General features: G+C 66.9%; 21 protein-coding genes, 1 tRNA gene and 1 pseudogene. 11 read left to right on the top strand and 12 right to left on the bottom strand.

All coding sequences use genetic code 11. The features are described from left to right. Positions 1-140 precede the first annotated feature (140 nt). From ACIP5Y_RS45770 to ACIP5Y_RS45760, 3 genes are all read right to left on the bottom strand, one after another. Positions 141-1,247, bottom strand: coding sequence for a DUF4185 domain-containing protein (locus ACIP5Y_RS45770; protein WP_400360098.1), 1,107 nt, complete (start codon positions 1,245-1,247; stop codon positions 141-143). 157 nt (positions 1,248-1,404) lie between these two features. After that, positions 1,405-2,166, bottom strand: coding sequence for a crotonase/enoyl-CoA hydratase family protein (locus ACIP5Y_RS45765; protein WP_400360097.1), 762 nt, complete (start codon positions 2,164-2,166; stop codon positions 1,405-1,407). A gap of 11 nt (positions 2,167-2,177) precedes the next feature. Beyond that, positions 2,178-2,954, bottom strand: coding sequence for an alpha/beta fold hydrolase (locus tag ACIP5Y_RS45760; RefSeq protein ID WP_400360096.1), 777 nt, complete (start codon positions 2,952-2,954; stop codon positions 2,178-2,180). 90 nt (positions 2,955-3,044) lie between these two features. Between ACIP5Y_RS45760 and ACIP5Y_RS45755 the strand changes: the two genes are divergently transcribed. From ACIP5Y_RS45755 to ACIP5Y_RS45740, 4 genes are all read left to right on the top strand, one after another. Then, the gene (locus ACIP5Y_RS45755) at positions 3,045-3,269 is read left to right on the top strand and encodes a hypothetical protein (RefSeq protein WP_400360095.1); all 225 of its coding nucleotides are present in this window, start codon (positions 3,045-3,047) and stop codon (positions 3,267-3,269) included. Then, entirely contained in the window at positions 3,256-3,555 is a 300-nt protein-coding gene (locus ACIP5Y_RS45750; protein ID WP_397007478.1) for a hypothetical protein, read from the top strand. Before ACIP5Y_RS45755 ends, ACIP5Y_RS45750 begins: the two co-directional genes overlap by 14 nt. 47 nt (positions 3,556-3,602) lie before the next feature. After that, the gene (locus ACIP5Y_RS45745; RefSeq protein WP_400360094.1) at positions 3,603-3,941 is read left to right on the top strand and encodes a hypothetical protein; all 339 of its coding nucleotides are present in this window, start codon (positions 3,603-3,605) and stop codon (positions 3,939-3,941) included. A 95-nt stretch (positions 3,942-4,036) separates the two neighbouring features. Then, complete coding sequence (locus ACIP5Y_RS45740; RefSeq protein ID WP_400360092.1) at positions 4,037-4,462, top strand: hypothetical protein; 426 nt, start codon at positions 4,037-4,039, stop codon at positions 4,460-4,462. Positions 4,463-4,526: 64 nt separating this feature from the next. On the opposite strand, the gene ACIP5Y_RS45735 is transcribed toward ACIP5Y_RS45740, so the two are convergent. Then, positions 4,527-4,600, bottom strand: a tRNA-Gly gene (locus ACIP5Y_RS45735). Between the two features lie 94 nt (positions 4,601-4,694). Next, positions 4,695-5,471, bottom strand: a complete 777-nt coding sequence (locus tag ACIP5Y_RS45730; protein ID WP_400360090.1) for a class I SAM-dependent methyltransferase — start codon at positions 5,469-5,471, stop codon at positions 4,695-4,697. A gap of 205 nt (positions 5,472-5,676) precedes the next feature. Between ACIP5Y_RS45730 and ctaD the strand changes: the two genes are divergently transcribed. Continuing rightward, the gene (gene ctaD / locus ACIP5Y_RS45725) at positions 5,677-7,428 is read left to right on the top strand and encodes a cytochrome c oxidase subunit I (RefSeq protein WP_400360088.1); all 1,752 of its coding nucleotides are present in this window, start codon (positions 5,677-5,679) and stop codon (positions 7,426-7,428) included. 23 nt (positions 7,429-7,451) lie between these two features. Beyond that, a complete protein-coding gene (dcd, locus tag ACIP5Y_RS45720) occupies positions 7,452-8,024 on the top strand; it encodes a dCTP deaminase (protein ID WP_400360086.1) in 573 nt (190 codons plus the stop codon). 1 nt (position 8,025) lies between these two features. Here dcd and ACIP5Y_RS45715 read toward each other — a convergent pair whose 3' ends face one another. After that, a complete protein-coding gene (locus ACIP5Y_RS45715; protein WP_400360084.1) occupies positions 8,026-8,559 on the bottom strand; it encodes a YdcF family protein in 534 nt (177 codons plus the stop codon). A 234-nt stretch (positions 8,560-8,793) separates the two neighbouring features. Between ACIP5Y_RS45715 and ACIP5Y_RS45710 the strand changes: the two genes are divergently transcribed. Further along, positions 8,794-10,239: an Hsp70 family protein gene (locus ACIP5Y_RS45710; protein WP_400360082.1), complete on the top strand. Its 1,446-nt coding sequence runs from the start codon at positions 8,794-8,796 to the stop codon at positions 10,237-10,239. Positions 10,240-10,389: 150 nt separating this feature from the next. On the opposite strand, the gene ACIP5Y_RS45705 is transcribed toward ACIP5Y_RS45710, so the two are convergent. Beyond that, positions 10,390-10,839 (bottom strand): hypothetical protein, encoded by a 450-nt coding sequence (locus ACIP5Y_RS45705; RefSeq protein ID WP_400360080.1) that lies wholly within the window; start codon positions 10,837-10,839, stop codon positions 10,390-10,392. Positions 10,840-11,120: 281 nt separating this feature from the next. Between ACIP5Y_RS45705 and ACIP5Y_RS45700 the strand changes: the two genes are divergently transcribed. The 3 genes and pseudogenes from ACIP5Y_RS45700 to ACIP5Y_RS45690 all read left to right on the top strand — a co-directional run. Next, the gene (locus ACIP5Y_RS45700; RefSeq protein ID WP_400360079.1) at positions 11,121-12,503 is read left to right on the top strand and encodes an XRE family transcriptional regulator; all 1,383 of its coding nucleotides are present in this window, start codon (positions 11,121-11,123) and stop codon (positions 12,501-12,503) included. Between the two features lie 28 nt (positions 12,504-12,531). Next, positions 12,532-13,791 carry a pyridoxal phosphate-dependent aminotransferase gene (locus ACIP5Y_RS45695; protein WP_400360287.1) on the top strand — a complete coding sequence of 420 codons (1,260 nt, stop codon included), beginning with the start codon at positions 12,532-12,534 and terminating at the stop codon, positions 13,789-13,791. 395 nt (positions 13,792-14,186) lie between these two features. Next, positions 14,187-15,416 (top strand): annotated as a pseudogene (locus ACIP5Y_RS45690) (YibE/F family protein); the annotation flags it as partial. Between the two features lie 1,113 nt (positions 15,417-16,529). On the opposite strand, the gene ACIP5Y_RS45685 reads toward ACIP5Y_RS45690, so the two are convergent. Further along, positions 16,530-17,291: a copper homeostasis protein CutC gene (locus tag ACIP5Y_RS45685; protein ID WP_400360078.1), complete on the bottom strand. Its 762-nt coding sequence runs from the start codon at positions 17,289-17,291 to the stop codon at positions 16,530-16,532. Positions 17,292-17,490: 199 nt separating this feature from the next. Further along, the gene (locus ACIP5Y_RS45680) at positions 17,491-20,736 is read right to left on the bottom strand and encodes a (Fe-S)-binding protein (protein WP_400360077.1); all 3,246 of its coding nucleotides are present in this window, start codon (positions 20,734-20,736) and stop codon (positions 17,491-17,493) included. Positions 20,737-21,172: 436 nt separating this feature from the next. On the opposite strand from ACIP5Y_RS45680, the gene ACIP5Y_RS45675 reads away from it, so the two are divergent. Further along, positions 21,173-21,841, top strand: a complete 669-nt coding sequence (locus tag ACIP5Y_RS45675; RefSeq protein WP_400360075.1) for a hypothetical protein — start codon at positions 21,173-21,175, stop codon at positions 21,839-21,841. A 247-nt stretch (positions 21,842-22,088) separates the two neighbouring features. On the opposite strand, the gene ACIP5Y_RS45670 is transcribed toward ACIP5Y_RS45675, so the two are convergent. The 3 genes from ACIP5Y_RS45670 to ACIP5Y_RS45660 all read right to left on the bottom strand — a co-directional run bounded on the left by ACIP5Y_RS45670 (position 22,089) and on the right by ACIP5Y_RS45660 (position 25,980). Continuing rightward, on the bottom strand, positions 22,089-22,925 hold the full coding sequence (locus tag ACIP5Y_RS45670; protein WP_400360073.1) for an NRDE family protein: 837 nt from the start codon (positions 22,923-22,925) through the stop codon (positions 22,089-22,091). A gap of 149 nt (positions 22,926-23,074) precedes the next feature. After that, entirely contained in the window at positions 23,075-24,403 is a 1,329-nt protein-coding gene (locus ACIP5Y_RS45665) for a S1 family peptidase (protein WP_397008194.1), read from the bottom strand. Between the two features lie 185 nt (positions 24,404-24,588). Continuing rightward, complete coding sequence (locus ACIP5Y_RS45660; RefSeq protein ID WP_400360286.1) at positions 24,589-25,980, bottom strand: S1 family peptidase; 1,392 nt, start codon at positions 25,978-25,980, stop codon at positions 24,589-24,591. Positions 25,981-26,073: the final 93 nt, after the last annotated feature.

The following is a 26,073-nucleotide window of genomic DNA, read 5'->3' as shown; positions in this document are numbered from 1 at the left end:
CCAACCCCACGCACCCCACCCCCCTTTTATTTTGCAACCGGCCGTACATTGGGCGGGCCCCCCCCCCCGGGGGGTGGCCCCCCCCGACTGTGCGGGGTTTCAGGGGCTTGCCCCGGAGAGCCCCCGAGAGTTGGGAATCTCTAGAGCGTGGTGTGCATGAGGATCACGTTGTACTGGCTGTGCACGGTCGTGAGGAAGTAGAGGTCACGGCCGGTCTGGTACGGGAAGATGTACGGCGCGTAGGCCGTCGGCAGTTCCCGCGTGTCGATGAGCACCGACGGCGCGCTCCACGGCCCTTCCGGGTTCGGGGAGGTGTACATGACCACCGAGTTCCACGGATCCGTGGTGAGCATGACGTATTGCCCGAGGTAGTCGTTCCACTGCACCGACATCTCGGCGACGCCGCCGCCGATGACCGGCTGGGCCGCGTTCACATCCTTCTGCCATTTGCCGCCGTCCCAGTATTCGTAGGCGCCGAGATCGCCGACGGCGCCCTCGGGAACGCGTGCCACGTAGGCGGGGTGGTTGCGGCCGGACGGGGTGCCGTATTCGTAGACGAAGCCGCCGCCCTTGACGAAGGCGTTCATCTGGAAGTTGGCATTGCCGCCGTCGTTGGGGCGGCGGGTGGCGGGCAGTTCGACCCAGTTCTCGCCGTTGTCGCCGGAGACGGCGATGCTGGAGAAGTTGGTCGTCCATTCGCCGACGTCGTCCCAGGTCTTGACCGACATCATGCTCATGATCTGGGTGCCGCCGACCGCGATGCCCGCGGTGGGGATGCGGCTGATCTCGATGAACGGAATCTTCGGGCTGGGGATGAGATCCCGGGCCTGTCCGAAGATGTCGCGGACGACGCTGTCGAAGAAGATGCCGTTGCCGGGGTTCTGGGTGTGCGAGCGCAGGAGAATGTTGGAGCGCCACGCCCAGGTGCTGCCGATCAGCAGGTTGGGGAGGCCCAAGCCGGCGGTATCGCCGAAGGCGGTGAGCATTTCACCGTTGCCGTTGTCCCACATGATGCCGAGGTCGGTGCCCAGCACGTTGTAGTTCTCGGTGTTGTTGGGGCTGGCCATGCCGGTGACCTGGAAGACCGCCTTGGTGCGTCCTGGCAGGTTGGGCAGGCCATTGGTGCCGTTGAGGACGGGAATGGGGTTGATCGCGTTTGGGTCGGCTGTGGCCGGCGCCGTCACGGTAAGGAGCAAGGCCGTGGCACCTGCTAACGCGGACAGCAGCAGGGGGGCGGCTTTGGTCAATGCGGTGGGACCTCCGGAGTCTCGCCGAATAATGCGCGGCCCACACAGTATGTGACGGGTCGCACAGTAAGTTCGACTCGTTGGCAAAGTGTGAAAATGCTAACAGCGATACCCGAATTAATGTTGCTGCAAACCGGATTGTTTGCCGTGAATTGGCTTACTTCTCAGAGTTCCTACCACGATTCAGCGCCTGGCGCACGATCAACGGCAGCTGAGTTGCCCGCTCCACGGCCAATGTTCGCCGCACGGACGCCTGCCAGGTGCGATCGAACAGCTGTTTGGCGCTCGCCACCGCGGGCGCCGGGCGGGCCGCGATGCGGTCGGCGAGTTTCTCCGCCGCGGCCAGCGGGTCGGCGGTGACCTCGGTAACCAGGCCGATGCGCTCGGCGTAGGCGGCGTCCACCGGATCGGCGGTCATGGTGAGCAGCAGCGCCTTGTCGATCCCGATCAGCCGGGACAGGGTGGCCGCGCCGGTCATGTCCGGGATGAGCCCGTGCTTGGCCTCCATCACCGAGAACTCGGAATCCGGTGTGACGAACCGGAAGTCGGCGGCCAGCGCGATCTGCAGTCCGCCGCCGTAGCAGCGGCCGTGCACGACCGCGATCACCGGCTGCGGCAGGCGCCGCCACGCCCAGCACGCCTCCTGGAAGGTGTTGGTGCCCAGCCACGGCAGCGGGATGAAGCTGCGCAGCACGTCGACCGGGTTGCCCATGGCCTTCGCGACATCGAGGCCGGAGCTGAAGCTGGGTCCGTTACCGGAGAGGATGACCGCGCGAATGTCCTTGCGCTTGCCGATGATTCCGGCGACCCGCGCGAGTTCGCGCAGCATGTCGATGGTGAGGCCGTTGTGCTTGTCGGGCCGGTCGAGGGCGACGTAGGCGCGGTCGCCGTCGAAGGTCAGGGTGACGTTGTTACTCACGATCCGAATCCTTACAGCTGGTCCAGCAGTAGCCGGGCGCATCCTGCCGGGTCGTCGTAGAACGGCGTGTGGCCGCTGCCCGGCAGTGTCACATGCCGTGCGCCGGGGAGCAGCGTGCGGGCGCGCCGGGACTGGGTGGCGTACGTGAGCAGGATGTCACGGTTGCCCCACGCGACGGTGACCGGGATATCGGCGACGGCGGTGTGATCGGGCAGCCGGAATTCGGTGAAGGAGGCCAGCGCGGCATCGAAGCCGCCCGCGCCCAGTACGCCCTCGGCGGTGTCGATGCCGACCTGCTCGGTGATGTCCCAGGGCCGGCCGAAGACGAGGCCCAGGAAGGCGGACCGGCCCGCCGCGGTGCCGAAGATGGCCGGCACCGCCGGATGCAGGGCCTTGGTGAGCCGCTTGGCGTTGCCGAGCGCCTGCTGGCACCAGACGCGGCCCGCGGTGTCCCAGCACCCGATCGGCGAGTATGCGGTGACCGAGCGGGCGAGCCCGCGGGCGGCCAGGTCGAGCACGATGCCGCCGCCCATGGAATTGCCTGCCAGGTGCGGTTTTTCGAGGCCCTCGGCGGCGAGGAATCCGACGAGTGCGTCGGCGAGGGTGGATACCGTGGTGTGTTCGAGGGTTTCGCTGCCGCCGAAGCCCGGCAGGTCCACCGCGATCACCTCGAACGAATCGGTGAGCAGTTCGAACAGTGGTTCCCACACCTGCCAGTGGCTGCCGACCCCGTGCACGAGCACCAAAGGTTCGCCCGATCCGGTCCGGTGGTGGTTCAACTTCGTCATGACGGCTCCCCGCGCAAGAACTTTGCCTCTCTCACCCTAACAGTCGTTGACGGGACGCCAATAGCTGCTCACGGCGGTACGATAAAAGGTATGGCAACCCGAAAAGTGACACTGTCGCTGGACGAGGCGGCCTGGTCGTACGCACAGGATGCCGCAGCGCGAGCGGGCATGTCGCCGTCGGCGTGGATCTCCCGCGCCGCACGCCGCGAAGCCGTCCGCCTCGGCTTCGGACCCGTGCCGGACCCGGTCGAACTCGCCACGGCGGACGCCGCGGAACTCGAAGCCGCGGAGCAGGAGTTGCGTGCGCAAGGGTGAACTCTGGGTCTATCGCCCGCACGGCTCCACCACCCGCCGCCGCAACATCATCCTCATCAGCAGTGACGGCATCAACGAATCACCGCGCCCGTGGCTGATCGCCGCGGAGGTGGAGGATGCGGACCCCCGCGACATTCTCGCCGTGCCTATTCCCGGGCACGGCTGGGTACACGCCGGGAATCTGGGGCGCATCTATCGCGGCTGGCTCGCCGAGCGCATCGACGTCGCGGACGCGGAGACACTGGATCGGATCGACACAGCCCTGCGCGCGGCCATGGATCTGTGAGATCGTTCCTGCGGCCATCCCGTCAATTCGCGAGAAGCGAGGAACCTGTGCGTATTTCCCTGATCGCCGCGGCGCTGGTCGCGCTGCCGCTGCTGGCCGGCTGCGGGAGCAGCGGCGGTGACAAGCCGGCCGTCTCCCAGGCCGAGGTGTCCAAGGCCCTGCAGGACGGCGGTCTGAAGGATCAGAAGCTGGCCGACTGCGCGGCGAAGATCTATGTGGATCAGGGTATTTCGCAGGACGGGCTGCGTCTCATGATCAAGAACGACTCGAAGAGCGCGACCGCCGCCGATCCCGAATCGCTGGGCATGACCAAGGACGACGCCGACAAGGCGCGCACCGCCACCAACAAGATCGTCACCGACTGCCTGAAGAGCGCCGCCTCCTAACGGATTTCGATCTCCGCTTGTTAACTCTCCGGTGCCGGTGTGCAATCTCCCCAGCGAAAGCCGACGGGGATCCGCCCCGGCTTCGGGAGGGAATCATGAGGAAATCCGTTGTCGTGGTGGCGCTGCTGGCCTTGCCGCTGCTGAGCGCGTGCAGCAACAGTCAGCAGTCCGCGCCCGCCACCACCAGCGCGGCCGCGACGACCACCACGGCCGCGCCGACCACGTCGTCCGGCGCGCCGACCACCAGCCCCACCACCGGCCCGGGCGCCACCGGCGGGCCGTCGGTGTCCGATATCTCGAAGGCCCTGCAGGACAAGGGCAAGCTGAGCCAAACCGATGCCGACTGCATCGCGAACATCTATGTGCAGGAAGGCCTCTCGCAGAGTGGCATCCAGAAGCTCATCGACGACGCGAACACCACGCAGCCCACCCCCACCTCCACCAAGATCGACCTGACCGGCGATGACCTGCTGAAAGCGGCCAAGGCCGCCAAGCGCATCGCCACCGAGTGCACGAAGTAGGAACCGGCTTCCGGTCCACTGGGTCTCGAAACGACGAAACCCCTTGCTGGGCAAGGGGTTTCGGTGGAGCCGGTGACGGGAATCGAACCCGCAATTCGACCTTGGGAAGGTAGCGTGTTGCCACTACACCACACCGGCGTTGGTCCAACTGCAGTCGCGACTCTATCAGAAGCGGCCGCGCCGATGGCAACTCTTTCCCGGTATGGCCGGGTCCGGGGCGCCGTCCTCCCGCTCAGACCAGGGTTGTGCGGATGACCAGGGTACGGATGGGGTAGTCGAATTCGCCGTCGGCGGTTTCCGGCCGACCGCGCAGGTAGTCGGTGATGCGTGCCAGCAGCTGCGCGCGCTCCTCCGGGCCGATCACCAGGGTGTGGGACTGGGTGCCGATGGTGGCGGTGAGGGACTCGGCGGTGCGGCGGTGCGAGTGCGGGAATTCGGTGCGCTCGAACGGGTGGAAGAGCGGGCTGGCGGGCAGGCCCGAGGTGCTGCGGCGCTCGAAGGAGACATGGGTGCGGCCGAGCCGGCCGAGGTCGCGGACCCAGTCCACGCTCTGGTCGTCGGTGTTCCAGAAGGCCGCGAACACGCCGCCGGGGCGCAGCACGCGGGCGATCTCCGGGAAGGCGCGGTCGGTGTCGAACCAGTGCAAGGCCTGGCCGGCCACCACGGCGTCCACCGAATCGTCCGGCAGCGGAACGGCTTCCGCGGAACCGTCGGCGAGCGGGACATCCGGGTGCAGCCGGGCGAACTCGGCCCGCATGTCCGCATCGGGTTCGACGGCGTGCACCCGCGCGCCGAGCGCGCGCAGGCCGTCGGTGAGTTTCCCGGTGCCCGCGCCGAGATCGAGTACCTCGGGGGCGCCGGCCGGGGCGGATTCGAGGGCCCAGCGGATACCGGCCTCCGGATAGTCGGGCCGGTGTGCGGCGTAGGTCGCGGCGACGGCGCCGAAGGAGCCGGCGCGCCGCGTGCGTAGTTCGGATTCGTCCACTTTCCATTCGCTTGCTTCGACCATGAGTCCAGCGTAGGGATCCCGGGTCGTGTCGTCGGGGGCTCGCCGGAGATCGTTGACCTTCTTTTGCCGAACCAGGGAGTTTCTTCCGTAATCGATCTAGACTCTCCGGCAGGGTCGAAAACCCGTCCACCACAAGAACTTTGGATGCGCTGAACATTTGCCGGCACTGGTTCGGCGCATGCTGTTCGGCGGCCGAGGAGGACGTATGACCGCGTCGCCCGCCCGGGAAGTCCCGCAGCTGGAGCCCACGCGCCCGTTTCCGCGGCGCATGGGGCCCAAGGGTTCCTATCTGTGGAAGGCCATCACCACCACCGATCCCAAGGTGCTCGGGAACCTCTATCTGTTCACCGCCATGGCGTTCTTCCTGATCGCCGGGCTGATGGCGCTACTGATGCGCACCGAGCTGGCCCGGCCGGGCCTGCAGTTCCTCTCGCCCGAGCAGTTCAATCAGCTGTTCACCATGCACGGCACGATCATGCTGCTGTTCTATGCGACACCCATCGTCTTCGGATTTGCCAATGCGGTGCTGCCGCTGCAGATCGGTGCACCCGATGTGGCGTTCCCGCGGCTGAACGCACTGAGCTACTGGCTGTACCTGTTCGGCGCCACCATCGCCACCCTCGGATTCGTCACCCCGGGCGGTGCCGCCGACTTCGGCTGGACCGCGTACACGCCGCTCAGCCTGGCCGAACACTCGCCGGGCGTGGGCGCGGACATGTGGATCATGGGCCTGGTCGTCGCCGGTGTCGGCACCATTCTGGGCGCGGTCAACATGATCACCACCGTGATCTGCCTGCGCTGTCCCGGTATGACCATGTGGCGCATGCCCATCTTCACCTGGAACATCCTGGTGACGAGTGTGCTTGTGCTGATTGCCTTCCCGATCCTCACCGCGGCGCTGATGGCGCTGGAGGTGGACCGGCATCTGGGCGGGCACATCTATGACCCGTCCAATGGCGGGGCCATTCTCTACCAGCACTTGTTCTGGTATTTCGGGCATCCCGAGGTGTACATCATCGCGTTGCCGTTCTTCGGCATCGTGACCGAGATCTTCCCGGTGTTCAGCCGCAAACCGCTGTTCGGTTACACCACGCTGGTGTACGCGACGCTCGCCATCGGCGCACTGTCCATCGCGGTGTGGGCGCACCACATGTATGCGACGGGATCGGTGCTGCTGCCGTTCTTCTCGTTCATGACGTTCCTGATCGCGGTGCCGACGGGGGTGAAGTTCTTCAATTGGATCGGGACCATGTGGCGCGGCCAGTTGACCTTCGAGACGCCGATGCTGTTCAGCATCGGCTTCCTGGTCACCTTCCTGTTCGGTGGCCTGTCGGGTGTCATCCTGGCGTCGCCGCCGCTGGACTTCCACGTCTCGGACACGTATTTCGTGGTGGCGCACTTCCATTACGTGCTGTTCGGCACCATCGTGTTCGCGACCTTCGCGGGCATCTACTTCTGGTTCCCGAAGATGACGGGGCGGCTGCTCGACGAGCGGCTCGGCAAGATCCACTTCTGGACCACGTTCCTCGGCTTCCACACCACGTTCCTGGTGCAGCACTGGCTGGGGAACATGGGTATGCCGCGCCGCTACGCCGACTACCTGCCGAGCGATGGATTCACCACGCTCAACACGATTTCCACCATCGGCTCGTTCATCCTCGGCCTGTCGATGATCACGTTCGTGTGGAACGTCTTCAAGTCCTACCGCTACGGCGAGCTCGTCACCGTCGACGACCCCTGGGGCTACGGCAACTCCCTCGAATGGGCGACCACCTGCCCACCCCCGCGGCACAACTTCTACGAACTCCCCCGCATCCGCTCCGAGCGCCCGGCCTTCGAACTCCACTACCCCCACATGGTCGAACGCATGCGCGCCGAAGCCCACGCCGGCTGGGGCCTCCGCAAACCGAAGCAGGTCGTGGAGACCACCGTCGACACCCCGACCCAGGAGACATGAGGACGGGTCGGCAGAATAGGCCCGTGCTGCTTTCCGATCGCGACATCCGCAAGGAGATCGCCGCTGGGCGTCTCGGGCTCGACCCGTTCGACGACAAGCTGGTGCAGCCGTCGAGCATCGATGTGCGGCTGGACAGTTTGTTCCGGGTGTTCAACAACACCCGGTACACGCATATCGATCCCGCGCAGCGGCAGGACGAGCTGACCACGCTGGTGGAACCCACCGCGGGGGAGCCGTTCGTGCTGCATCCGGGTGAATTCGTGCTGGGCTCCACCCTCGAGGTGTGCAGCCTGCCCGACGATCTGGCCGGTCGGCTGGAGGGCAAGTCCAGTCTCGGGCGGCTCGGCCTGCTCACGCACTCGACCGCGGGGTTCATCGATCCCGGCTTCAGCGGGCACATCACGCTGGAACTGTCGAATGTGGCGAACCTGCCGATCACCCTGTGGCCGGGCATGAAGATCGGGCAGCTGTGCCTGTTCCGGCTCACCAGTCCGGCGGAGCACCCCTACGGCAGCGCCGCGGCCGGCTCGAAGTATCAGGGCCAGCGCGGGCCGACGCCTTCCCGCGCCTACCTCAACTTCCAGTCCCGGAACTGATTCAGCAGTCCTCGAAGACGGCCTTCAGATAACCGGCCGACTGGTAAACGTACTGGTAGGCCCAGCGGAGCGGGCTGATGCGCGGGTGCGCGTCCAGCATGAGAATGTCGCCCCGCCAGCACTTTCCGAGAATGTGGCGGGCGCGGGAGATATGCGGGGTGAAGGTGACGACCAGCACCCGCCGCCAGCCTTCCTCCCGGGCGCGTTCGGCCAGGTAGCGGCCTTCGCCGCGGGTGGTGCGCGGATTCGGGTCGAAACATTCCACCTGGAAGCTGTAGCCGCCGTGGCAGATTCGGTTCACGAGTTCGCTGTGGTCGTAGGGGTTCGAGATCAGTACCCGCGGTGCGTAGCCTTCGTGCGCCAGCCGCAGCCCGAGTTCCTCCCGCCCGTCGTGTGCGCCCCCGAGCACCAGGATGGCGTCGGCGTGTTCCGGCGTGTCGACGCGCGGGCGCACATAGACCGGCCACAGTGCCGCCACGAACACGGCAATGGCCACGAGAATGGCGGTCATCCAGGCGCGACGGTGTTTTCGCACCCCATCGATGCTATGTGAGCCGCGCCCGGCGGCAGCGGAGCCGGAAAATCGCCGCCGGTGCGGTGGGGGTTTCATAGCGAGGCCCCGGCAGTACCCGTATCGGATGCCGGCGCCGGGTGTACGGATGGCTCGCCACGTCGTAAGGTGGCGGCGACAGGTACAGTGACTCCACCCCCGAGTGTGCAGCTCGTCCTTTCTGCGCTTCGGGGAGTGTGGAAACGAGATGGGCAGCAGATGAGTTCGGTACTGGGAGTTTCGCTGGGGGCGGGCGCCGTGCGCGTCGCACGCCCGCAGACCGCGAATCCCGCCGATACCCCTGCCTTCGATTCCGGTGGCGCCCATGCGTTCTCCGGCGCCCCGAATTCGTTCGGCCCCGGAAATGATTCCGGGCGTGGCTCGCGGCCTTTCGCCGGTCCGGATGCCTTCGATATCCAGGCGGTGCCGACCGGTGATCGGCGGGTGGAGGAATTGGCGGCCGACGCCATCGGCGCCATCCTGGCCGCCGATCCGCGGATCGCCGCCACCGCCATCTCCTACCGGGACGAACAGCATGCCCGCGCGCTGCGCGCCGAGCTGGCGCGCCGGCAGGTCACCAATTACGAGCTCGTGCCGGATGTGATTGCGGCGCTGGAGTTTCTCGAATACTCCGGTGAACTCGCGCAGCACCTCCCGGGGTCCGGCTCCGGCACCGTCGCGCTCTACGATCTCGGCGCGTCCGGGCTATCGGTGACGGTGCTGGACACCGCCACCCGGCAGATCTGTTTCAGCGAGCGGACCAGCGATATCAGTGGTGATTACCTCGATGCGCTGATCCGGGAGCAGCAGATCGCATCCGGGCGAATCGCCCATCCGGAGGGGCATGACGGGCTGATCGAACTGGATGCCCTGTGCCGCACCGCGAAGGAACAGCTCTCCACCAGCAGCGCGGTCGCGCTGCCCTCGCCGGAGGGGCTGGTGCTGCTGTCGCAGGAGAACTTCGAGGCGCTGATCATGCTGGCCGTGGAGTCCTCCGCGCGCATGGCGCGCGATGTCATCCTGCGGTCCGAACAACCCGTCCAGGCCGTCGTGGTGATCGGCGGTTGCGCCCAGATTCCGCTGGTGGCAAGGGTTTTACGACGGTGGCTGGGCGTACCGGTGGTGGTGCCCGCCGCACCCGAGACGGTGGCCGCCCGCGGCGCCGCACTGCTGGCCCGGCCGGTGCAGCAGCGGCCCGCCGCCGCGCCCTTCCCGGCCGCGCCCGACGACCTTGCGCTACCGCCGGATCCGTCACCGTCCTGGCTGGCGGGACCGGGGGCGGTGGAGAAGTTCAGCCGCCGGCGCGAAGTCAGCATTGCCGGTGTGACGGTCGCCGCGCTGGTCGTGGTCGCGGCCATCGGTGTCACCCTCGGCTGGGGACCGCAAGTGCTGCAACATGATTCGCAGAGTTCGGATGCGGCGACCACCTCCCCGTCGGCCACCAGCACGCATCCGTCCGCCACCACCACGGCGGCTGCTTCCCCCACCACCGACGTCACCAATGAGTCGCTGGCCGCGCCGCCCCCGCGCTACGACCCGACCACCACGACGACGGCGCCACCCGCGCCCGGCCCCAATACGATCACCATCATCCCGGGCCTCCCGCCCGTCGTGGTGCCGACCTTGCCGCCGCTGTTCCCGCCCGCGGCCCCGCCGGGCAACTGACCTTGGCCTGTCGGCTCAACAGAATTCGCCCCCAACTCATTTGGGTTATTTGTCCGTTCACCCGCCGAGTCCGCCCCGTCGACTGCCAGAAAGGGGCGGACTCGGTGGGCCGGCGCGTGCCCCGCGCCGGTGTGCGAGGACCGGCTGCGTTCAGTCCTCGCTTCCGGTTCCCACCGCCAGAGCTGTCGTAATGATTGCCGACAGGGGTGGGAGCTTCGAATCCTTGGTGGGCGGTGTCACCCAATGACATCCTTCGCGGGTCCAGCGGCCGAGCCCCGTGGGGAGCATGACGGCGCTGCCGGCGGCGGGAATGCCGATATCCAGGCGGTTCAGTACCTCCATGATCTGTTCTCCGGGGCGGGAATCCGGCTCGGCGAGAAAACTCCAGCGAATCTGGCGGGCCAGCATCGGACCCGACCGCTGCTGGTTTTGCAGTGCGGCACGGACCTTTTCGGCCCGTCGCACCGGAAGGTGCACGACGCCGATGTGATTCGTGACCGGGAGCATGACGAAGCCGCCGCGCTCCACGACCGGGAGTCCGAATTCGTGCCGGTAGTACGCCACCCAATCCTCGACGGTTCTGAGCTTGTCCGCGTTCACAATCCCCGCCTCTCGGCCGCTGACTCCAGGGTCCCGCCGGTGGGCGCGATGTGAAAACGCCCCCACGCCCCCCTTACGCTGCCTTTCCGCTGTCTCTGCGAACGAAGCTGTGAAGAGCTCCATTACCGATCCGCATTAAGGCTGGTGACAGGTAGGTTTCGGTTGTGGCCGTGGCCACTTCCCGCTCGTACCCTGGACATCGGAGTTCGTTCGGAAGGGATGACGTCGTGGTCCGGCAGTGGTCAGGCAAAGAGGCCCGAGCCCTCCGCGATGCCAAGCGGATGAGTATCCGGGAGTTCGCGGCGCATCTCGGTGTGCACGAACGCCTGGTCTCGAAATGGGAGGCCGGGGGCGCCAGGGTGCACCCCCGGCCGATCAACCAGGCCGCATTGGACACATCCCTTGCCCGGTCCGACGATGTTGTGCGGGCACGGTTCGCGGCTTTGATCGAGCAGCCCTCGAGTGACCGCCCCACCGTACCCGGTCTCGATGTGCGCCAAGGCGTTTCCGATGCGCGGCACGGTGTGTCCGATGTGTCGTACGGCGCGGCGGCGCAGGCCAGTTATTCCAGCGACGCGGAACTGCTGGCACTCGTCGACACGGGTGCAATGAGGGGCGATGCGTTAGCGGCGATTTCGGAGAGGGATCTGATCATGGCGGCTGCCCATGAAGCGAGTGAGCATGCCGGCAGGGCCGAAAGCACCAATGTGGGTGCCACCACCTTGGAACAGCTCGACGCCGATGTCACACGCATTGCGAACGATTACGTGCACGTACCGCCGGTACCGATGATGGTGGAGATGCTGCGGGTGCGCCGCCGCGTCTACCGGCTGCTCGAGGGTCACCAGCGTCCGGTGGACACCTCACATCTATATCTATTGGCCGGCACGCTGTCCGGTCTGCTCGCCAACGCGTCCACCGACCTCGGCTATTTCGACGCCGCCGGTGAACAGGCCAGGGCCTCATGGGCTTACGCCGAACTGTGCGGGCACAACGGCCTGCGCGCCTGGACCCGTGGCATGCAGGCGCTCATCGAATACCGCGCCGATCGGCCGCGGCGCGGCGTCGTCCTGGCGCAGAACGGTCACCAGTACGCGGAATCCGCGACCTCCAAGGTGCGACTGCTCAATATCGAGGCCCGCATCTGGTCGCGCCTGGGCAGCACCAATGACACCGAACGCTGTATCCGCGCCGCACACGACGCCCGCGACGTCCAGACCAGCGACTCGCTACACGACGAGGTCGGGGGCGTATTCGGATTCAACGAACCCAAGAGTCACTACTACGCCGGCGCCACCTACATCCATCTCGGCGAGGCCGAGCAGGCGCTGGAGGCGACGCGGCGGGCGATCGAGCTGTATACGAGTGGCCCCACCGAGAAGCGGTCCTACGGCGCCGAGGCGCTCGCGCGCATCGACAATGCGGCCGCGCACCTGATCAGGGGCAGTCTCGACGGAGCCACCGAGGCACTGGAACCGGTGCTGGAGTTGGACGAGGACAAGCGCATCGCCCAACTCGAGGAACGGCTCACCGCCCTACGGCAACGCCTAGCGAGCCCCGAGTTCCGCAACACACCGGAAGCCCGGGAACTGGACGAACGCATCGAGGAGTTCTGCGGATCCACCGCCGTCAAAGGGGTGCTGCCGCCCGATACATCGCGCTGAAAAATTCGGATTGCGGGCGAATGGCACCATTGGACAAGTGAGCGCCTCGAGTCACCCCCCGCACAGGTCCCCGCGTGTCCTGGAGCAGTCCACCAAGCTGCAGAACGTTCTCTACGAGATCCGGGGCCCGGTACACGCGCATGCGGCACGGCTGGAATCCGAGGGACATCGGATTCTGAAGCTGAACATCGGCAATCCCGCGCCGTTCGGGTTCGAGGCGCCGAGCGTCATCATGCGCGACATGATCGCGGCGCTGCCGTACGCGCAGGGGTACTCGGAGTCGAAGGGCATCCTGCCGGCGCGGCGGGCCATCGTCACCCGGTACGAGCTGGTCCCCGGCTTCCCGGAGTTCGATGTCGACGACGTCTACCTGGGTAACGGCGTCTCCGAGCTGATCACCATCGTCATGCAGGCGCTGCTCGACAATGGCGACGAGGTGCTCATCCCGGCGCCCGACTATCCGCTGTGGACGGCCATGACCTCGCTCGCGGGCGGCACGCCGGTGCACTATCTGTCGGACGAGTCGAACGGCTGGCAGCCGGATATCGCCGATATGGAATCCAAGATCACCGACAAGACCAAGGCCATCGTCGTGATCAACCCGAATAATCCGACCGGCGCGGTGTACTCGGCCGAGGTGCTGCAGCAGGTGGTGGACCTGGCGCGCAAGCACAATCTGCTGCTGCTGGCCGACGAGATCTACGACAAGATCCTCTACGACGACGCCAAGCACGTCTCGCTGGCGACGCTCGCCCCGGATCTGCTGTGCCTCACCTTCAACGGGCTCTCCAAGGCGTACCGGGTGGCCGGATACCGGTCCGGCTGGCTGGTCATCACCGGCCCGAAGGAGCACGCCGAAGGCTTCCTGGAGGGTATCGACCTGCTCGCCTCCACCCGCTTGTGCCCGAATGTGCCTGCGCAGCATGCGATTCAGGTGGCGCTGGGTGGGCATCAGAGCATCGACGATCTGGTGCTGCCCGGCGGCCGGCTGCTGGAGCAGCGGGATGTGGCCTGGGAGAAGCTGAATACGATTCCGGGCGTGTCCTGTGTGAAGCCGCGCGGTGCGCTGTACGCGTTCCCGCGGCTGGATCCGGAAGTGCATGCGATCCACGATGATTCGAAGCTGGTGCTGGATCTGCTGTTGCAGGAGAAGATCCTGATGGTGCAGGGCACCGGGTTCAACTGGCCGCACCATGATCACCTGCGGATCGTGACGCTGCCGTGGGCGCGGGATCTGTCGGTCGCGATCGAGCGGTTCGGCAATTTCCTGGCCTCGTACCGGCAGTAATGTCCCGTCCACGCCAGGCGGAGTTTTCCTCCTGGCGCGTGTGTGACCTCGACCAAAACAGACCGTGAGTACGAAAAAGGTCGGTTTTTAGAGACTTAGCTAGCGCAAAGAACCGTCTTTTGTGTACAGTGGTCCTCGGCACCCAGAGTGCCCAGGCCGGACCAACTACCCCCCCTGGTTCGTCCGGCCCTGTGTCAGCCGCCTACCCCCCCTGGGCCGCTGGCACCCGGGCGGCGGAGACATCCCCCTGCTCTCCGCCGCCCCCTCCCACTTTTCTCGCACTTTCGGCTATTCGCCCTCTCCGTTTCCGGACATTCGATGCGATTACCCCGAGCCGAAATGGTTGCCAAGAACCTCTCAGCATGTCAGAAACGGTTTTCCTTTAGGCTCGCCCAGTGAGCGATCACCACCACCATCACCACCACGACCATTCCGGACCCATCGCGATCGGCGCCAACGCAAAACGCGTGGTCATCGGGCTGCTCGCGGTCATCGCCGTGGTGGTGCTCGGGGGACTGATCTGGTTGTGGCCCAGCCATCAGCACATCGACATCCCGCTGCCCATGCAGAACCAGGGCGGCGGCGCCGTGCAGACCGAAGCCGGCACCGTCGTGAAACAGGACATCGGCGCGTGCGGAAGTCCTTCGCAGGGCAAGACATTCACCGATCAACCGCTGCTGCCGCGCGCCAATGGATACAACTGCCAGCGCAGCATCGTCAGCATCGAATCCGGGCCCGCGAAGGGCAGTTTCACCCTGCTCGAAATCGCGCCCGGCCCAGGACAACCCGAGCTGTCCGCCGGGGATCACATCCGGCTGGTCCGGCAGAACGATCCCAGCGGCGCACCCCTCTACTCCTTCGACGACTACTCGCGCGGCATGCCGCTGAGCATCATCGTCGGCGTCTTCGCGGTGGTGGTGATCGTGGTGGCGCGCTGGCGCGGCCTGCGCGCACTACTCGGCCTGGTCGTCGCCTTCGGTGTGCTGGTCGGATTCCTGCTGCCCGCCATGCTGGACGGGAAACCCGCCATACCGGTGGCACTGGTGGCGGGAGCGATCATTCTCTACGCGGTGCTGTACCTCGCGCACGGCGTCAATCTGCGCACCAGTTCCGCACTCCTGGGGACGCTCACCTCGATGATCGTGGGCGCGGTGCTGTCCTGGGTGGCCTTGAAGATGACCCATCTGACCGGGTTGTCCGAGGAACAGAACACCAATGTCGCCACCTACCTGCAGCATGTGAGCATTACCGGACTGCTGCTGGCGGGCTTCATCATCGGCTCGCTCGGTGTGCTCAACGATGTCACCATCACCCAGGCCTCCGCGGCCTTCGAGCTGGCCGAACTGGACCGGCATGCCTCGCGCCGCAGCATCTTCGCCGCGGCCATGCGCGTCGGGCGCGACCACATCGCCAGTACCGTCTACACCCTCGTGCTCGCCTACGCCGGTGGCGCACTGCCCTTGCTGCTGCTGTTCAGCGTGGCGGGACGGTCGATTCGCGATGTGCTGACCGGGGACGCGGTCGGTATCGAGATCGCGCGATCCGCGGTCGGCGGCATCGCTCTCGCGCTGTCCGTCCCGCTCACCACGGTGATCGCCGTCCTGCTCGCCCGGCCCTTCGGCTCCGGCGGCCACGACGATCACGACCATGACGACGAATACGACGACGAAGACGAATACGAAGAGGAACTCGCCCTCGCCGGCGGTCCGCGCGGCGGTGCGGCACGCGGTCGCGGCGGTGCGGAATACCCGCGGACCGGTGAGGCGCAACAGAATCCGGGTCGCGCGGGCGCGCGCCGCACCGGCCCCCGCACCGGCGCGCAACCCGCGGTCCGCGGTGGCGCGCAGTCCGGCGGACTGCGTGGCGACGACCGCGCCGGCGGGCCACGGGACCCGCAAACCGGTGGGGCGCGGCGAGATTCGCAAACCGGGCGCAGCGGCGAACAACCGGCCGTGCCGGGCACCGGAGCCCAGCCGCGGTCGCAACGACGGGACACCGGGCCGGACAGCGGCGAACAGCTGTCCGCGCCGTGGACCGGAGCATCCGTGGTGTTGTCGCACACCGGAGAACACCCGGCGGTGCCGAATACCGGCTCGCAACCTCGAGTACCGCAGCAGCCGGGGCCCTATGAGCCCGGCAGCGGCGAGTATCCGCCCGCCTGGACCGGCTCCCAACCGGTCGCGCCGCACAGCGGCCCGAACCCCACCGTCTCCGGATCGGGTGAACCGCCGACCGTGCCGAGAACCAGTGTGGTGCAGCCGAACCCGCAGCGGAACGAACCGAACAGCGCCCGCGGGTCCTGGTTCCAGGGCGATCCCTTCCCCGAACAGCACGGCACCGGCTCGTGGGCGCAGGACGATCAATCCTGGGCCGAGGACGACCGCGCCTGGACCGATGACGACGACTCCTGGTCCGGCCAGGATCCATCCTGGCCGGGCAACGACCCGTCCTGGCCGGAGGCCACCGGGCGGCAGGATCCGCCCTGGCCGCCCGAGCCGCCGCGCGGCGGACGGCATTCGCGACCCGAATGACCCCGCACGCCGGATGATCCCGCACGCCCGAATGACCCCGCACGCCGGATGACCCGGCACGCCGGATGACCCGGCACGCTCGACGAGCCTGTACGTCGGATGATCCTCGACGCCCGATGAGCCTGTACGCCGGATGAGCCTGCCTGGCGGATAAGTCGCCACGCCGGATGAGTCTGCCTGGCAGGCGGATTCATCCGGTGGCCGGTCTCACGCGCTGAAGTGGGCCGCCTCGCAGAGGGCGGCCACACCCGCGGCGTCGGTCTGGAAATGATCGAAGCCGCCGGGGACGCCGAATTCGGCGAAGGACACCTCGCTGTCGTTCTGGGTCATGCCGGGCACCGGAATGCGCACGGCGGCATGGAGATCACGCACGCCGGTCAGTTCGATCACCCGGCGCGCATTGTCGGCGCGCAGACCGCCGCAGGCCATCACATCGATGCGCCCGTCCGCGAGCGACACCAGCCGCCCGATCAGTGCGGCGCCGTCCAGGACCGAAACCTGGCGGCCCGACGTGAGCAGCCGGGTGAAACCCAGCTCCAGCAAGCGATCGAAGCCCGCGTACGGGTCGGTGCACACATCGAACGCGCGGTGAAAGGTGACTTCCATACCCTCGGCCGCGCCGAGCAGTTCCGAGTTCGCCGCCGCGTCCACATTCCCGCCCTCGTCCAGCACGCCGATCACCACCCCGTCGGCCCCCAGCTCCCGCGCCCGCACGATATCGGTCTTCATCAGCTCGACCTCCTCGGCCGAATACCGGAAATCCCCCGGCCGCGGCCGAATCAGCACATGCACCTCGGTATGCCCCGCCGCCCGCACCGCCGCATCCACCAACCCCGCCCCCGGCGTCAGCCCCCCGACCGACAATCCAGTACACAACTCCACCCGCGTGGCCCCCGCCGCATCCGCGATCCGCACCCCGCCCAGCGACTCCACCCCGATCTCCACCCGCACCGCCCGCGCATCCGTCATACCTTGCAGTATGGGCGAAACCGCTCGAGAATGTTGCCCGGCGTTAGCCTGTTCGGCCCTCATGCCCCGAAATCGGTCCCTCGACCGGCGCGCAGGCAAACAGCCATCGACAGCAGCCGACGGCACGAAGCGCCTCGTTGAACGAGGAAGGGCGCGCCTACCGGTGGTAGGCGCGCCCTTCAGCTATTGCTTTCGGCCGTCAGTTCTTTCGGCCCGGGGCCTTCATACCCGACTTGAAACCGAGACCGCCCGGCTTGGCGGCCGGCGGGTTCGCGGCAGTGCCGTTACCGCCGTTGCTTTCGGCGGTGGGCTCGGCCGGGGCCGATTCCGGAGCCGGATCGGTCGCAGTGGCCGTCGCCGGAGCGGCAGCTTCCGCGGGAGCGGATGCGGCCGGGGCCACGGGGGCCTCGGTCTCAGGAGCCGGAGCCGGGGCCGTTGCGCCGGGGGCCTTGGGGCCGGGGCGCTTCAGACCCGACTTCATGGCCAGGCCCTTGGGGGCGATGGACGGCTTTGCCTCGGTGGCGGCGGCCGGGGTGGCCGCTGCCGCAGTGGATTCCGTGGCCGCGGATTCCGCCGGAGCGGGAGCCGACTCGGCCGAGGCCGAATCCGCCGGAGCCGCAGTCGAATCGGCCGATGCGGCGGGCTTGGCGCCCGGCGCCTTGGCTGCGCCCTTCATCTGGAGGCCCTTGCCGCCCGGCGCCTTGAGCCCGCCCTTCATGGCCAGGCCGCCCGCCTTGGCGGTCGGGGCCGCGGGAGCGCTGGTCTCCGCAGCCGCGGATTCGGCCGGGGCCGAAGCGGATTCGGCTGCTGCCGCGTCGGCGGCCGGTGCCGTGGTGTCGGCGGCTGCCTTCGCGCCGGGGGCCTCGAGGCCGCCCTTCATCTGCAGGCCCTTGCCCGGAGCCTTCGCGGGGCCCTTCATGGCGAGACCCTTGGCCGGAGCCGGTGCCGCGGTCGCCTCGGAGGCTGCCTCGGCGGCCGGGGCCGCTTCGGCGGGGGCCGCGGCCTTTGCGCCCGGTGCCTTCAGGCCGCCCTTCATGGCCAGGCCCTTGCCACCGGGGGCCTTCGCGCCGCCCTTCATACCCAGGCCACCACCGGCCGGAGCCTTCGTGGCCGACTCGGCCGGCGCCTCGGCGACCGCGGCCTCGGCCTTGACCGGTTCGGGTTCCGAGACCGGTTCGGGCTCTTCGACCTTCGGGGTCTGGATGACCTTCAGGTTCTGCGTCAGCACCGCGGAATCGACGCGGTCGATGGACTGCAACATGAGCTGGGCGACATCGACGACCTCGACACCCTGACCGACCTCGCCGCCATCCTTACGAGCGGTGACACCATCGGTGAGCATCACCCGGCAGAACGGGCAGCCGGTCGCGATCATCGACGGCTCGTTACCGCCCTTCAACGTATCGAGGGCCTCATCCACGCGGTCGATGTTGATGCGCTTGCCGAGCTGTTCTTCCATCCACATGCGTGCGCCACCGGCGCCACAGCACATGGAACGCTCACCGTGGCGCGGCATTTCGACCAAAGTCGAGCCCGAGGCTTCCATCAGCTCACGCGGCGCGTTGTAGATCTTGTTGTGCCGGCCCAGATAGCACGGGTCGTGATAGGTGACGTTCTGCGCGACCGGCGACACCGGGATCAGCGCCTTGGCCCGCACCAGCCGGTTCAGCAACTGGGTGTGGTGCACCACCTCGTAATTGCCGCCCACCTGCGGATACTCGTTATTGAGTGCGTTGAAGCAGTGCGCACAGGTGACCACGATCTTCTTCTTGGCCTGCTCGACACCGTCGAACACCGAGTTCAGCAGTTCGATGTTCTGCATCGCCAACTGCTGGAACAAGAACTCGTTACCCGCGCGGCGTGCCGAGTCACCGGTGCAGGTCTCCTCCTGACCCAGCACCATGAACTTCACCCCCGCCGTCGCCAAGAGCTCGGCCACGGCCTTGGTGGTCTTCTTCGCCCGATCCTCATAGGCACCCGCACAGCCCACCCAGAACAGGTATTCGTAACCGTCGAAGCTGTCGGCGTCCTTACCGAACACCGGAATCTCGAAGTCCACCTCCGAGATCCAATTCAAGCGGTCCTTGGCGTTCTGACCCCACGGGTTGCCCTTGTTCTCCAGGTTCTTGAACAACCCCGCCAGCTCGGAGGGGAACTCCGACTCGATCAACACCTGATAGCGGCGCATATCGATGATGTGATCGACATGCTCGATATCCACCGGGCACTGCTCCACACACGCACCACACGTGGTGCACGACCACAACACCTCCGGATCGATGACCCCGTGCACATCCTCACCACCGACCAGCGGCCGCTCGGCCTCGGCACGCGCGGCCTCCGAAACCTGCGCCAGCGCACGCTCGTTGGGCTTGCCGTCCTTGTCGACGAGACCGATCTCGTCGCCGCCCATATCCTTGCGGCCGCCGGCCAGCAGGTAGGGGGCCTTGGCGTAACCGTGATCGCGCAGCGACATGATCAACAGCTTGGGCGAGAGCGGCTTACCGGTGTTCCATGCCGGGCACTGTGACTGGCAGCGACCACACTCGGTGCAGGTGGTGACGTCGAGAATGCCCTTCCAGGAGAAGTCCTCGAACTTGCCGACACCGAACGTGTCGTTGTCCGGGTCGGCGGTCTCCATCTCGATCGGCTTGCCGTTGGACATCATCGGCTTCGCGGCGCCCAGGGCGACGCTGCCGTCGTCCTCACGCTTGAAGTAGATGTTCGGGAAGGCCGCGAAACGGTGCCAGGCCACGCCCCAGGTGATGTTGCGGCCGACCAGCAGCAGGAAGGTGGCGCCGGAGATCAGCTTGATGAACGCGAAGATCGACACCATGACGACCGACTCGGGCAGCAGCTTGGCCACCTGCTCGGTGAAGAAGTCGCTCCAGGTGCTGGATTCGTGATAGGTGGCGATCTTGCCGGCCTTCACGAAGGTCATGCCCAGGCCCTCGACGAGGACGATCGTTTCGATCACGTAGGCGGGCGCGAATTTGGAACCGCTGAACCGGGAAAGGCGGTCGGGCACGCGCGGGTGATTCAGCTGGCGGATGGCGATCAGCACCAGAATGCCGACTACCGTTCCGATGCCGAGGATTTCGTCCACCAGGTGGTAGATGCCCCATGATCCGATGATCGGCCAATGGAATTCGGGGTTGAAGATCTGCCCGTATGCCTCGAACCACAGGATGAAACCGAGCAGGAATCCGACCATGACGAGCCAGTGGGCCCAGCCGACCGTGCGGAACTTGTTCATGCGCGTGTGCGCGATGAATTCCACGAGCATGGTCTTGATGCGAGGGAGGAACGGCCGCCACCGATCGGGTGCGGACTGGCCGACCATGACGGTGCGCGCGATGTTCCGTACGCCTCCGATGAACGATGCCCAACAGAAAACTGTGAACACCGCCCCAATCGTGCCCAGCGTCACTGTCAGGGCATTCATGTCGCGACCTCTCTTACGGTTCTACGAGCTCCGGTGCGGGCAGCCTGGTTCTGCCCGGGTTGGCTCGTATCCTAATGGACAGTAAGTTACCCGCCGGTAACTTAGCTGTCCAGGGTGTTCCCACACCGTAAATCCCGGCAAATCACGCCCATAACAAAGGGCAGGCTTACTTCGAAAGCCGTTGTCCTGCGGAAAGAAAGGAATCTCGCAAATCGTAATGTGATCGACTAGGCTCACGCTGTCCGACAGCTGTGCGCGTCTTCACATGCTCGGGGAGGACTCGTCCTAGCGCGTGGGCTGGCCCGAGGGAAGCCGGGCCTCGCGTGGCGGAGACGCACACAGCGGATTACCTGATGACGGATTGGAAAACAACCGAATGAAGCTTCGCAGCACCACTGCGGCGGCTGCCCTGGTCATAGGCGCAATGACCGTTGGGATGTCTACTGCCCACGCCGATGATCCCGCCAAGCCTGCGGACATCGCTTACTCGACCAAGATGGTCGACACCAAGGACGCGAACGGACAGGACACCAAGACTGTCGTGTCCGCCCTGAAGAACGGCACGTTCGAACTCGCGCAGCAGGATGGCGCAACGCCCGACGACCCCAAGCAGACGGTGGTCAACGTCAAGGACACCTCGGGCGCGACGGTCATGTCCTTCCCCCTGGACTTCAAGATCGCGGGCACGAACATTCCGGTGAAGTCGGATCTCAAGAACGACAACACCGTTCTCGAAGTGACTCCGGACAAGCCCGCCGCGGCGGCCCCCGTTGCCCAGCCCATGCAGGTGCAGCCGGTCCCCGTGCTGAAGGACATCGCATCCCCGCTCGAGAACCAGCGGGCGATGAACGATTTCTCCACCAAGTTCGGCCTCGCGGTCGGCATCGGTAGCTTCGTCGGCACCGCCGTCGGCGCTGTCATCGGCTGCGTGGTGACCTTCGTGGCCGGCTGCATCCCCGGCCTGGTCGCCGGCGCCGGTATCGGCGGCATCCTCGGCACCATCGGCGCGGGTGGCCCGACCCTGATCGCGGCGGGCATCGACCTGCTGCAGACCATGCAGGCGCCCGACGGCACCACCAAGTGGGCCGACGCCAACATGAACTGATCTCCTTCCGATCGGTCGGCGTCGCCCGGCCGGGCGGACCACGGAGTCAATAACGACTAGTCAAATTCTGGAGATCTCATGACCGGCATTCAGTCGATGCTCTTCACGCTGTTGCGGACCCTGTGCACCCTCTCGAGCGGTGGCGCAAGCTGTTCCAGCTGGGGCGCGTAACACCTTGGATCCGCGATGGCCCGCTCTCCCTTCGGGGCGGGCGGGCCATCGCTGTTCTCTGAACCACCGCTGTTCTCTAGGCCGGAATTTCGATGCGGCCGTTATAGGACACGGTGCCGAGCCGCCGCCCGAAGCGGGCGAACGTGCGCTCGGTCATCTCGAACGTGCCGTCCTCGCGCACGAGTAGCACGGTGCTGCACCGTGTTCCGTGCAGCGGGTGGGTGACGAAGCGGGACGAGGCCGCGCGCTCGACCATGCGGCTCATCCCGGTGTCGGGTAGTTCCGCGTCGGTGGCGCGCACCCGATTCGCCAGTACGGCGAGATAGCCGTCGGTATCCGCGGGATCGGATGCGACGACCGCGTGCAGCGCCCGGACCCCCTCGCGGACCTTCGGCCAGGCCGGGTCCGCGGTGCCGGTGGTGACCGCACCGTCGGGTTGCAGGGTGCCGGCGACGGCGCTGTTGGACAGTCCGTGGAAGCCCGGCGGGAGTTCACGGGGTGTCCGCTCGCTCTGATTGCTGTGCCACCACAGCGTTTCCAGATCCGAGATCACCAGGTTGTACCCGTTGTAATCGTCGGGCGCGGCGGCGACTCCGCGCGCGAACTTCTCCGGGCCGCTGTCGCCGCGCAGGAAATCCATGAGCAGCGCCCCGCGCGACCGCGCGTCGGCGCGCACGGCCTCTTGCCCGCGCACATTGGTGACGGTGGCGAACCGGTGCGAATTCTGGGCGACACCCAGCCAGGTGCCCGGAACCGGCCCCGCCGCGCCCCGATCCCGCCCGGCCAGCAGTCCCGGTACCTCATCCCACCAGCGCAGCGATTCCGTTGGGCGGGTGAAGAACTCATCCCGGTTGGCGGCGACGATCAACCGATACTCCGGATGCGCCCGCCACCCGAGCAGCACCAAACACATACCTACAGCATGCCGCACCCGGCCCGGCGCGACCCATGCCCGACAGGCGGCTCTACACCGCCCGAATACTGCCAGCGAACACCGAACCCCGCCCGCAAACGAAAAGGCCGGTAGCGCAATGGCTACCGGCCTTTACCGTGATTCGGGAATTACGCGCCGTTGACGCGGAGGCCCGGGTTGTCGGAGAGCACCGTGGTCACCGGCTGGGCGAAGAGCTGCGGCGGGTTGCCGGTCAGCAGGCCGAGGATGTTGGGGATCTCGCAGATCGGGTAGTCGGCGACCGTGGAGGCGCTGGAGATGCCCAGGGCCTGGGTGCCGGTCACGATCGGGCCGCCCGAGTCGCCGGGCAGGGCGCAGATGTTCATGGAGAAGGACTGCGCGAGCAGCCGGTCACCGACCTGGACGGTCTGGTCGGTGGCGTTCACCACGCCACAGCTGAATCCGGTGCGCCAGCCCGACTTGCAGACCGGGGCGCCGACCACGGGGACGGCCACGCCGGTGATGGCGACCGGCGCCGCGCCCGGCACGCGCACCAGGTTGTTGTTGAAGGCGCCCTGCGCGGAGTCGTTGATCGAGACGATCGAGTAGTCCTCGTTGCCGAGCACCGACTTCTGGAAGGTGCCGACCTGGGCGCCCAGGGTGTCCTGGTTGACCATGGTGAACACGCCCGGCGAGTTGGCGCCCGGAGTGGCGGCGATATTCGGGTTGCAGTGTCCCGCAGTGATGTTCACCGTGGCGCCGGACGCATCGGTGCCGTTGAAGCCGAGCGAGCAGCGCAGCTGCATGCGGCCGGCCACCGAGGCGTAGGCGTCACCGGCGGCCAGCGGGCCGGGGCCCTGCTGCGCGATCGGGGTGGCCTGCTTGATGTCGGAGTCGTCGCCGGCGGCGGGCACCGACATGGTGACCACGTGCGCGGGGTCGATGAAGCCGGGCAGCTGGATGCCGGTGTGGTCCACGCGCACCGCGACGCTGTTGTTGACGGTGTCGATGGCCACGCCCCGGACCGCCTGCGCCACATCGGACGGCTGGCCCTGCAGCCAGGTCTGGAAGGCGTTCTTCTCACTGCGCAGGGTGGTTTCGCTCTTGGCGACGTCCTTCACGGTGAAGCCGGCGTCCTGCACGGCCTTGCGGGCCGCGTCGGCGTCCTGTCCGCCCGCGACGGCGACGATGGCCTTACCGGCCTCGTCGAGCCAGGCGCCGCCGAAGGCGTCCGGGAACTGGCGCTGTGCGGTGGTGGCGAAGGCCGCGACCTGCTGGGCGCGGTTCGCGCGCGCGAGGTAGTCGTCGGGGGAGATCTTGAGATCGCGCTGAATGGCCTGGATGAGTTCGGCCGGCAGATTGGGGGCGGCCGGGGCCGCGGGCTCCGCGTGCGCACTCGCCGCCAGGGGTCCGGTCACGAGCAGCGCGGTGGCTGCGATCGCGGCTGTTCGGACTAGGGACCGTGAGGGACGGCTCACGGCAGGCGAGTATTTGCGCATACGTGGCAGGAGCATGAGGCGACTATATGGTGTCGGGCCCGTTATGCCTACTTATTGTGAGGTGACTTTTCGGTATTCACCGGGCAAACAGCCAGGATGTCCGAAACCGGCTCGAAGTCCGTGTCGTCCGGTTGGCCTGATCAGGCGTCGCGGGATTCCGCAACCGCGACGCCTGAACAGGGAAATCAGGCGTTCGCGCGGGTCCGGACCTGAATTCCACTGCCGAGTCCGCCACCGGAATTGGCGTCGATATCGGAGAGGATGTCGCGGATCGGAATACCCAGCGAAGCGGTACCACCGTACTGCGCCAGCGCGGTATTGGCTTCGTTGCAGTTCGGCGCGTCGGCCGCATTCGAACCACTGGTGATGCCGAGCGCCAGCGTGCCCGACACGATCGCGCCACCGCTGTCACCGCCCAGGGTGCAGGCGCTGGACGCGAAACCACGGACCGTCTTCGACTGGCCCTCGGCCGTGTACAGCTGCGTCTCCACCCGGTCCGCCACCACGAAACCGCAAGTGAACGTGGAGGACTGGCCCGACTTGCAGATCGGCGCACCCGTGATCGGATCGGCCACACCGGTAACAGTGAGCGTGGTGCCATTGGCGCCGCGCACCGACGGCTGATCCATGCCGGCCTTCACCGCGTCGTCGTTCAGCTTGATGACCGAGTAATCCAGGGCGCTGCGGCCGCCGAGCGTGGAACTGACGAAGGTGCCCAGCTGCGGGCTCGACATCAGGTTGCGCACATTCGGCAGATAGACGTTGGCGCTGTCGTCGTTCTTGCCGATATTCGGATTGCAGTGGCCGGCACTGATGTTCAGCGCATTACCGGCCGAGTCGACACTGTTGAATCCGAACGAGCACACATCCACGCTCTGCAACTGATCGTTGAGCGGGGTCGGCGCGCTGATGTAGGTGTCACCGCCCATGGGGCGATGTTCGACCGGGCCGCCGGCGTCCGGGGACAGCACCACCTTGATGTTCGCGATCAGCGTGGGCAGGTTCAGCAGATGCCCGGCCGGAGTATTGGCGACGCTGAGCACCAGCTGGCTGTTGAGGAAATCGATGGCGACATTGTTGACGGCGCCGGAGATCTCCCGCGGCAGGCCGGCGATCCAGCTGTTCAGCTGATCCATCGAGCCTTCGAGATTGTTGGCGCTGATGGGTGCGAGCCGGGTCTGGTAGCCGTCCGCGGCGACGATCTTCGCGGCATCCACCGAGGTGACCGCCATGACGGGTTTGCCGTCCTGGCCGAGCCAGGCGCCGGCGAACTCGTCGGGCCGCTGGGAGCGGAATTCCGTTGCGTAGCCGCGCAATTGCTGGGCTCGTGCGGCGCGGTCCAGGTATTCGGCCGGGGACATCTTCAGATCGCGCTGGATGGCGGTCACGAGTTCGGGCGGAAGATTTTCCGCGGCAAGCTGATCGGGGGTCGCCGGTTCCGCCATGGCGGGCGCAGCTAGCAGGGGGCCGGCGAGAACGGTCGAAGCGAAAGCGACGGTGGCTGCCCGGACCGCGGCACGCTGCGATTTTCGAGTCGCGCCGCCCTGTGCTTTTCGAGTCGCGCCGCGCCGTGCCATGAACTTGCGCATGGAGTCCCTTCGTAGTGCGCCCAGCAGACCGACGAGCCGGTTACTTTGCGGAACACCGGTCAGCGCATCACTTTAGGGCAC

This window comes from Nocardia sp. NPDC088792 (genome assembly GCF_044750615.1).
Classification (GTDB): Bacteria; Actinomycetota; Actinomycetes; order Mycobacteriales; family Mycobacteriaceae; genus Nocardia.
This window is presented reverse-complemented; position numbering and strand designations above follow the sequence as displayed.

Coding starts and splice junctions, on each gene's coding strand:
- ACIP5Y_RS45755 (WP_400360095.1), top strand. CDS start 3,045: ATGGCAACCCGAAAAGTGACACTGTCGCTGGACGAGGCGGCCTGGTCG.
- ACIP5Y_RS45680 (WP_400360077.1), bottom strand. CDS start 20,736: ATGAATGCCCTGACAGTGACGCTGGGCACGATTGGGGCGGTGTTCACA.
- ctaD (WP_400360088.1), top strand. CDS start 5,677: ATGACCGCGTCGCCCGCCCGGGAAGTCCCGCAGCTGGAGCCCACGCGC.
- ACIP5Y_RS45710 (WP_400360082.1), top strand. CDS start 8,794: ATGAGTTCGGTACTGGGAGTTTCGCTGGGGGCGGGCGCCGTGCGCGTC.
- ACIP5Y_RS45660 (WP_400360286.1), bottom strand. CDS start 25,980: ATGGCACGGCGCGGCGCGACTCGAAAAGCACAGGGCGGCGCGACTCGA.
- ACIP5Y_RS45675 (WP_400360075.1), top strand. CDS start 21,173: ATGTCTACTGCCCACGCCGATGATCCCGCCAAGCCTGCGGACATCGCT.
- ACIP5Y_RS45665 (WP_397008194.1), bottom strand. CDS start 24,403: ATGCGCAAATACTCGCCTGCCGTGAGCCGTCCCTCACGGTCCCTAGTC.
- ACIP5Y_RS45670 (WP_400360073.1), bottom strand. CDS start 22,925: ATGTGTTTGGTGCTGCTCGGGTGGCGGGCGCATCCGGAGTATCGGTTG.
- ACIP5Y_RS45730 (WP_400360090.1), bottom strand. CDS start 5,471: ATGGTCGAAGCAAGCGAATGGAAAGTGGACGAATCCGAACTACGCACG.
- ACIP5Y_RS45740 (WP_400360092.1), top strand. CDS start 4,037: ATGAGGAAATCCGTTGTCGTGGTGGCGCTGCTGGCCTTGCCGCTGCTG.
- ACIP5Y_RS45700 (WP_400360079.1), top strand. CDS start 11,121: ATGAGTATCCGGGAGTTCGCGGCGCATCTCGGTGTGCACGAACGCCTG.
- ACIP5Y_RS45685 (WP_400360078.1), bottom strand. CDS start 17,291: ATGACGGATGCGCGGGCGGTGCGGGTGGAGATCGGGGTGGAGTCGCTG.
- ACIP5Y_RS45760 (WP_400360096.1), bottom strand. CDS start 2,954: ATGACGAAGTTGAACCACCACCGGACCGGATCGGGCGAACCTTTGGTG.